This is a genomic window from Vibrio genomosp. F10 str. 9ZD137, from assembly GCF_049974785.1.
GTDB lineage: Bacteria > Pseudomonadota > Gammaproteobacteria > Enterobacterales > Vibrionaceae > Vibrio.
In genome coordinates this window covers 1-8668 of record NZ_JBNGCJ010000552.1, presented here as the reverse complement: position 1 = coordinate 8668, position 8668 = coordinate 1, and the positions used below count along the sequence as shown (strand labels likewise).

Sequence of the window (8668 nt, the reverse complement as noted above, 5' to 3'; positions counted from 1 at the left end):
TCGACCACTCAGCCATCTCTCCGTTGTTGGGGCGTATGATAAAGGGTGCTCAGCAGGTTGTAAATAGGCACCTACATCGTTTGCTTTCTTTTTATACACTTATGTCTATTTTATTTTTGATTGGGTGGATTATAGGCATTATTTCATTAAATTTTGAAGGTGATGGTAAGAAAATGGTGGCTGAGCCTCTTAGGTTTGGGGACTCTGGTTACAGGGTGTTAAGTCTTTGGGGCTCAGGAATAAGGAATATGGAAAAAAGGAATGGAGTCAAATCAAAGCCATTAGCTGTCTGCGAGTAAGAGAAAGAAAAAGAGAAAGAGCCAGAGTATACGTAACTTTTGAGGTTGCGATACTCCGGTTGTCATTCCTAAGCGATCTTAATTACATCGTAAATAGAGGATGTTGAGTCTAATTTTCCCGAGCATAAAAGCGCTGTAACTCGGTCAAACCTTGCATCAATATAGGCAGTGTAGGGCTTTGATCTTTCAACCTTTTATACTCTTCGTCATAAAGTTTGAAATTGCCAAACTTATCAATAACAGTCGTCTGATTCGATGTGATCAAAGCCAGTTCTCTCGAATCGCCGGCTAGAATCCACTTTCGTCGACGTTCATCAAAAATATTGCGGCCACTGCTGTAGTCACTTGGATTAGATGATACACCGAGTAAGTCTTGTAACAATGTCACCGATACATCTAAATGACTCGAACGATGATTGTAGGTTGCAGGCAACTTACCTGGCCATTGAATCACCATAGGGACTTGTAATTGATAACGACTAAAGTTGGTGCTCGCGCCCCAGGTGTTGGTGTTGGTCTCATTAAGTTCTGTACCGTGATTAGAAGTGATGATCACGACAGTATTTTTAGCCAATTGCAATTCATCAAGCTTATTGAACAAGGTGCCAAGCTCCTGATCCGCTTGTTTTACTGATGCTTGATAATTCTGAGAAAACACTTCTTTGGCGGTACCCGAATTGACTTCTTCCAAAGAGAAGTTTTCAATCGTTGTTAGTTCGATAAAGCTAAACCATGGGCTTTTTGATTTACTGGCCCAGTCACTCCATGCTTCAATAGTTTGGCTATCGGCAGTGCTAGCGCTATCAAATGCCATACCAGTGAAGGGCATTCCACGAAACAGTGTTTCTGCGTAAAGATCATCATCAAAATTGTCGCCGCTGAATAAACCGAAGTTGTATTTTTTGTCTGTCAGTGTGTCAATCAAAACGGGCAAGCTGGCTTGAGACTTGATGCTTGCCGCGTAGCTACTCGGTAATCCATAAAGTAAGCCAAACATGCCGTACATGTTATTACTCGAACTGTAGTGATTGGTAAAATTAAGTGCGTTTTCTGCATATTGTGACGTGAATGGCATCACGTTATTGTTCAGCGAGTCTGCTCTAAGGCCGTTAATACTCACTATTAATATATTCAGATTGTTTCCACGTCGATCAAAGCGCAGTTTATCGTACGGGTAACGGACTAGATCACCACTGCCTTCGCTTTCTGCAAGACGTTTTAGATAGTCATCTTTGTCTAATAATCCATGTTTTTCCATGAACGATTTTGCCGTCATTGGGTAAGACAACGGGAAATTTGATTTCTGGCTGGTTACTGGGTTGTAGAAGTAAGCGTCAGACCAAACATAAGTGAGATGGCTGGCAATAAAACATAGAAAAAATACCGCTGTAATCGGTCGCCCTACATGCTTATGAGAAAGTTTACGTTGTTTACGCCATACCCATTCAGATAAGCCTAATTGAAGTAGAAAAATGAGCGGCAAAACAATGAAAAGGTGTTGCAGCCCTTGGGCATGTTCACTGCTTCCCTCATTAAAAAGAAGCTCCCACACGAGTGGCGTTAAGTGTAAATTGAGGGTTTGGTAGGCTTGAGTATCGATTAAAAGAACCGTCAAACCCATAGTGGCGAAACACACCGAAAAAAGTCGAAATAGTTTACGGGACGGAATGATAAATGTTAACGGGAACAAAACGAGCAAGTACAACGCAAACACCAGAAAGCCGAAATGCCCGACCCAAGAAGAAGCGAGATAAAACTGTCCCAGCAAGGTTTCTGGCCAAGGAGATTGTGTAATGTAGCGGGTACCAACTAACATTGCTGCAATGATATTGAAGAAAGCAAACCAATGCCCCCAACCCACTAAACGAGAAACTCGTTCGCTATATGTATTTCCGCTATCTACCATTAGTCGTTTTGCAGCCCGTTATAATTAATGTGTTTGCTCTTCTAGTGAAGAAATCAACGCTTGAGCAAATTTTTCAGCAATTGCTTTGCGTTGTGAAGCAGCAACGTTCTGATTTAAAACATTGGTTGCAATGTTTCCAGCGATCATCAATGAAAGTTCTGGTGTTGCACCATGTTTATCCAAAATAGCGGCCACTTCCGCTAGGATAATTTCAACTTGATCGTCACTGTATTTAGATGTAATCGGCATAAAGACTCTATAGATGATAGTAAAAGCGGCTTATGATAACCTACAATGCCTATCAACTGAAACCTAGAACGCCGATATTTTCATTATGAGCCTTCAATTATCAAACGTCATTTTACACCAATTATCGAAAAACGATCAGGATGAACTCATCGTTAATTTTCGTTCTCATTCATTAGAAAACGATGGCTCTACAGAGCACCTTGTGGCTGAGTTACATCGTGTCTTTAACGCTAAAGCCGGCAAAGGCTTTGGTTCTTTTAAGTCAGACAGCGAATTTCAAATGTGGTTGCAAGAACTTCGCCAAGGTGAGAAGAATTTTTATGATTTCTCACAACTTAGTGCAAACCGACTGAAACAAGAACTCTCTAAGTACCCATTCGCTGATGAAGGTATCCTGGTTATTGCCGAATACCAATCACTGGCGACAGACTATTTATTCGTTGCATTACTTCCTTCAATTCAAAGCCTTAAAGTAACGGAAGGATTAGAGATCAGTGCGACAGACTATCTCGATATCAATAAAATGGATATCGTTGCTCGAATCGATTTATCGAGTTATGAGACAGACAAAGAGTCAAACCGATATTTAGCGTACATAAAAGGTCGGGTTGGCCGTAAGGTGGCAGACTTTTTCCTAGACTTCCTTCAGGCGGAAGTAGGATTGGATACAAAACAACAAAACCAAGTATTGATGCAAGCAGTCCAAGATTTCTGCAGTGACTCCAAGTTAGAAAAAGAAGACGCGACAAATTATAAAAAGCAAGTCTACGATTATTGCAACGAAACGATCAAATCGGGTGCAGAAGTTCAAGTTCGTGAATTGTCTGGTGAGCTTCCTCAAAGCCAGGAAGGAACAAGCTTTCTTGATTACACCAAAGAGCAAGGCTACGAATTAGAAGACAGTTTTCCAGCTGACCGTTCAACAATGCGCAAGTTGACTAAGTACGTCGGTGCGGGTGGTGGATTGAATGTGAGTTTTGATAGTTTGTTGCTTGGTGAACGTATTTTTTATGATCCAGAGACGGATACGTTAACGATAAAAGGAACGCCGCCTAATTTACGCGACCAATTAACGCGAAATTAGTGACATAGAGAGAGCTTTTGTTCTCTCTTTTTTTTATTTATTTGCCATGGTGACATACTCTATAAAGACAGTGTATTACATTATGGAAAATAATAGGTTACCTCTATGTCGACGGAAGCGATGAAAACCAAGAAAAAGCAACTGCTGGCCATTGTTTGTCTTTGGTTCCTAGTCATTATTACGACAATGAGCCTTGTCCGGGCGAATTCAGACAATCAAGCGAGTATTACAGAGCTTGGAAACAGTCTAGAAGCGCTTCGCAATACGCTCCATTTTGATGCGCAGTATCGAATGGCTCATGTGGACGACACCTCTCTCAAAGTTCAATTGCTTTACTCGTTAATCTTACAGTTAGAAACTAACGATAAGAATCGTTTCTTTCAACTCGACACGAGTCAATTAGTATTCACGACCAAGCGTTTTATTGAATTAACGCGACAGTTTAATAACATCGATGAACAGGTCATTGAATTGGTTGAGCAACTTAAAAAAATCAGAGAGTCTTATCAAGACAATTCCTCTATGCAGACGGTATATTTTCAGCTGAGTAGCCATATATTCGAAGCCATGTTTAGCAGCGCTTCGACAAGCCCTGAAATTTATCGTTCTTTGGATTATTTGTTTGTCCAGTCTCAGACGATGTCGCCTGACGAGGGGGAGAAACTTCAGCAAGCTTTAGCTCAAACATCTTCTGTTTTAAGTGTTTATGCCAAAGGAAGTTATTTGGTTGAAAAACTGGTCAATCACCCGGTCAACCTCGTCCAGTCAGAATTAAAGCGTCAATATGATGAGCAAATGACTGGGTACTTTATGATTTCAATTGCCACGAGTGCATTGGCGATATTCAGTTTGTTTTTTCTCTCAATGAAGCAGCCAAATCCATCACTTAATCCGGCGGTTAAAGAGAAAGCAAAGACAGAGGATTTAGCGACAGAGGAACTGGAGCAAGTGGCCGCTTCTGTAGTAACAAAACAAAAAACAGTAGCGACACAACACGATGAAAAAGGTGACGTGATGAGTAAACCTTTACAATCTGATCATGTGGATTCTAATTCGTCGTCAGTACAGCAAGAGTCCACGAGTCATCATCAGGATTCTTCTACAAAACATCAACCCAATCAAAGTATCGATAGTAATGAAAAATCAACTGCTTCTGAAAAAGTAAGTATCGATCATATGTTGCACTCTTTAAACGGTGACAATGAGTCCGTCTTGTTACTCTTAGATGTGTTTATTCAGGATCATGAAACCAATGCAGAAGAGATAAGAGAGACGCAAAATACTGATATCGAACATGCCATGCGAATTGCACATAGCTTAAAAGGCGTTGCAGGTAATCTTGGTGCTCTAGAGCTAAAAGAGATTGCCACCGAGGTTGAATCGGATCTCAAGCACGGTACTCATGTGAGCGATGAGAAACTAGAGCGCTTAGCGACGGTTTTATCGTTTGCGGTCGGGAGTGCAAGGGATTATCTAAGCCAGCATTGTTAACTTTCATCAATAAGACTATTAATACGATCAGTGGCGCCAATTCTTGACAGTTTTATGACTTTACAGGTTAATAATCCTCGCCGTTTTTTTATTTGGATATAAAGCTATGTATTGCCGTCGCCTGAGTCAGTGGTTGTTATGTTGTGTTGCTCTTAGTTTGAGTGGATGCTCTTTGCTTGAGGTGAAAATTGATACACAAACAACGCCATTGACTCAGCAAGAACTCAATATGCGTTTGTTAACACGAGAGTATGCGCAGACTTTTTTCTCACAGGTAGAGCAAACAGCCGACACTATTTCTGATAACTATCCGGCCGATGATGCTATTCACCAATCTTACTTGTTGTTATGGAAAATTAACGCGACTGAAGGAATGCAGAGTGCGGCGTATCAGGGTAGCCCTACTGCAGCATTAATCGATAGCTGGGTGTTTAGCTATCAAATGGCCGCTTATTTTGAGCAAGGGAACAGTACGGAACTATTCCAGCTTGAACAAGCGACATCCGTCTCCAAGCTGCTCGCTGAGGACATGGATCAGCGTGCCAAGTCTCTTCTTAAAAAGAGTGTTTATCAATCAATGAGATCCTTTGTTCAACAATTCTCATTAGATCATCCGTTCAGTGATATTTCGCTTAGCAGAACGCCAGCTTATCGACAGTGGCTGACTATCAACCAAATCAATCAAGGTGACGTGAAGTCGACAATGGGAACCATGCCTGAAGCGTTAGGCGATGTCTCTGATAAGTTAAGCTTGGTAGCGGAGCAGACGCCAAAAGTGATGACTTGGAAAGCCCAACTCATGGCACTAAACAGCAATATCAGCGGACAAGAAATATCGGAAACGTTGCAAAGTGTTCAAGCCACATCCCGTTCTTTCCAAGACTTTGTAGAAAATAATCCGGAATATATGAAGGTCTTAGCTGAACAAATGGCCGTCACATTACAGCCGCTCGTTAATGACATTGACAATAAAACCAATGCTAGGCTTGTGCAGCTAGGCGGCGAACGCAAAGCGCTAGAAGCAATGGTGGAAAATGAGCGCGTTGAATTAATCAAGATGATTGAAAAAGAAAGGAAAGCCATTGCGGTTATCGTTTCCTCAGAACGGGAAAAGTTTACCCAAGACATAGACAAAGTTTCTCAAGATATCGTCATTTTGGCGGTCGACAAAATGATGGAGTTGGTGAAAAGCCTCATACTGTATTTTGTCCTCTTTCTCGGCGCTATTTTCTTTGCTCCGTTAGGGTTAGGTTATTTCTTAGGGAAGCGCGCCGCAAATAAGTCCTAGCCGATTAGACGACTTCAGACTGCGCCTTGAAAAATCGAATCATCTCGACCCTTTTGGCCTTTCTCTCCGCTTTTTCTAGAATCTCTTGGCGTTTTCTAGAAAAAGTGACCATAAATGGCATTATTTAGTAATTATCGCTTGAGATTTTTTGTCGAAAAACTTATAGATGGATAAATACATTTTTTAATACATGGAGCGTTTTTGTGATGAGAGTCGGTTTAGTTGGTTGGCGTGGTATGGTTGGTTCCGTGCTTATGCAACGTATGGTAGAAGAAAAAGATTTCGACCTAATAGAACCTGTTTTTTATAGTACTTCTCAAGTTGGTATTCCAGCGCCTGCTTTAGGTAGCAACCCAGCAGGTATGCTGCAAGATGCGTTTGACATCGAAAGCTTGAAACAATTAGATGCAGTGATCACTTGTCAGGGTGGCAGCTATACCGAGAAAGTATACCCAGCTTTACGCCAGGCAGGATGGAAAGGGTACTGGATTGATGCAGCCTCTACGTTGAGAATGGCTCAAGACTCCATTATTACTCTTGATCCGGTCAACTTGGCTCAGATCCAGCAAGGAATCCATTCTGGAACCAACACCTTTGTGGGTGGTAACTGTACCGTAAGCTTGATGCTCATGGCTTTAGGTGGTCTATACGAGAAAGGCCATGTTGAGTGGATGAGTGCAATGACCTATCAAGCGGCATCAGGAGCAGGTGCGAAGAATATGCGCGAGCTTATCTCGCAGATGGGGGTTGTGAATGATTCGGTTAGCTCAGAGCTGGCTAATCCAGCGAGTTCCATTTTAGATATAGATAAAAAAGTGGCGGACACGCTACGTTCTGGTTCGTTCCCAACGGATCAGTTTGGTGTTCCTCTTGCTGGATCATTGATTCCTTGGATTGATGTGAAGCGTGAAAATGGCCAAAGCAAAGAAGAGTGGAAGGCCGAAGTTGAAGCGAACAAGATTTTAGGTTTTCAAGATGCCCCAGTGCCAATTGATGGTACTTGTGTTCGTATTGGTGCTATGCGTTGTCATGCCCAAGCGCTTACGATTAAGTTGAAGCAAAACATTCCGCTAGATGAAATTGAAGAGATGATCTCGACTCATAATGACTGGGTTAAAGTGATTCCAAATGATCGTGATATTACTGCGCAAGAGCTAACGCCAGCAAAAGTCACTGGAACACTATCAGTGCCAGTAGGGCGTTTGCGTAAAATGTCGATGGGTGATGATTTCTTGAATGCGTTTACGGTTGGTGACCAACTACTTTGGGGTGCCGCAGAGCCTTTGCGTAGAACATTACGTATTTTACTTGCAGAAAAATCGTAATCACTGTTGTATTGGAGAAAAGCGCCTGTTGGCGCTTTTTTTTTGTTAATTCAGAAGGCCTCGTGCTTTATCCTGCGGGATCGCTAGGAACAATGCGCATATCTGGATCGGCTAATTCTGCGCCACAAAACTTGCAATGAAGAGCATCGCTTTCATGTCCTGTCTTCATACAGTTAGGGCACTTAACCAGATTTCGGTGTGCATTCATCTCTTGATTCAACTCTGCCGTAATGATTCCGGTGGGTACCGCTAGAATTGAATAACCAAGCAGCATGACAAGAGAAGCGACCGATCGGCCAAGAGGTGTTACTGGCGAAATATCGCCATATCCTACCGTCGTGATGGTCACGATAGCCCAATAGATGCTCATCGGAATACTAGAAAAACCATTTTCAGGCCCTTCAATCACGTAAAGCAGTGAGCCAAAAATAGTCACTAGAATGGCGACCATACTGAAAAAGATAAGGATCTTTCTTCGGGACATATAAAGAGATCGAAGTAGGATGTGTGAGTCTTGAAGGTAGCGCACCAGTTTAAGAATTCGAAAGATTCTCATGACCCTCAATAAACGAATCACTCCCATGAAGGAAGCGCCTGGGATGAGTAAGGCAAGATACGTTGGAAGTATAGCTAATAAGTCGATCACACCGTAAAAACTTCGGGCGTAGGCGGTCGGCTTTGGAGAGCAATAAAGCCTGAGTAGATATTCAATGGTAAATAGGCCGGTAAAAAAATACTCAAGTATTTTTAGAGCAAAATGCCATTCTGCATCAGTAGAGTAGACTGAGTCGGCCACTAGGACGGATAGGGATAAAAATATGGCGATGATCAGCCCGATATCAAATATACGACCTGCTTTAGTATGGGTACCAAAAATGATGATGTAGAGATGATGTTTCAATGAATGATCAGTTAAAGTCATAATAGTGCTGTTAGTGAATGAACAGCACCATAATAACGTGAGATCAAAAAGTAATCGAGTGGTTAACGAGTCAGCCGTCGCTAGGGCGTGTTGATCTTTCGCGG

General features: G+C 42.1%; 8 protein-coding genes. 5 read left to right on the top strand and 3 right to left on the bottom strand.

Annotated elements, in window-relative coordinates:
- Window positions 1-299: hypothetical protein (locus ACP45E_RS13540; protein ID WP_206743905.1), on the top strand; the 299-nt coding region annotated here is incomplete at its 5' end.
- A gap of 109 nt (window positions 300-408) precedes the next feature.
- Here ACP45E_RS13540 and ACP45E_RS13535 read toward each other — a convergent pair.
- The gene (locus tag ACP45E_RS13535) at window positions 409-2205 is read right to left on the bottom strand and encodes a DUF3413 domain-containing protein (protein WP_026026794.1); all 1797 of its coding nucleotides are present in this window, start codon (window positions 2203-2205) and stop codon (window positions 409-411) included.
- Window positions 2206-2229: 24 nt separating this feature from the next.
- A complete protein-coding gene (locus ACP45E_RS13530; protein ID WP_017036261.1) occupies window positions 2230-2454 on the bottom strand; it encodes a YejL family protein in 225 nt (74 codons plus the stop codon).
- 85 nt (window positions 2455-2539) lie between these two features.
- On the opposite strand from ACP45E_RS13530, the gene yejK reads away from it, so the two are divergent.
- From yejK to asd, 4 genes are all read left to right on the top strand, one after another.
- A complete protein-coding gene (yejK, locus tag ACP45E_RS13525; RefSeq protein WP_017036260.1) occupies window positions 2540-3538 on the top strand; it encodes a nucleoid-associated protein YejK in 999 nt (332 codons plus the stop codon).
- Between the two features lie 105 nt (window positions 3539-3643).
- Complete coding sequence (locus ACP45E_RS13520) at window positions 3644-5029, top strand: Hpt domain-containing protein (RefSeq protein WP_017039114.1); 1386 nt, start codon at window positions 3644-3646, stop codon at window positions 5027-5029.
- 106 nt (window positions 5030-5135) lie between these two features.
- A complete protein-coding gene (locus tag ACP45E_RS13515) occupies window positions 5136-6317 on the top strand; it encodes a hypothetical protein (protein WP_017039113.1) in 1182 nt (393 codons plus the stop codon).
- 206 nt (window positions 6318-6523) lie between these two features.
- Window positions 6524-7642: an aspartate-semialdehyde dehydrogenase gene (asd, locus tag ACP45E_RS13510; RefSeq protein ID WP_017039112.1), complete on the top strand. Its 1119-nt coding sequence runs from the start codon at window positions 6524-6526 to the stop codon at window positions 7640-7642.
- A 67-nt stretch (window positions 7643-7709) separates the two neighbouring features.
- Here the strand turns inward: asd and ACP45E_RS13505 are convergent, their stop codons facing one another.
- A complete protein-coding gene (locus ACP45E_RS13505; RefSeq protein ID WP_038126684.1) occupies window positions 7710-8564 on the bottom strand; it encodes an ion transporter in 855 nt (284 codons plus the stop codon).
- Between the last annotated feature and the right edge of the window lie 104 nt (window positions 8565-8668).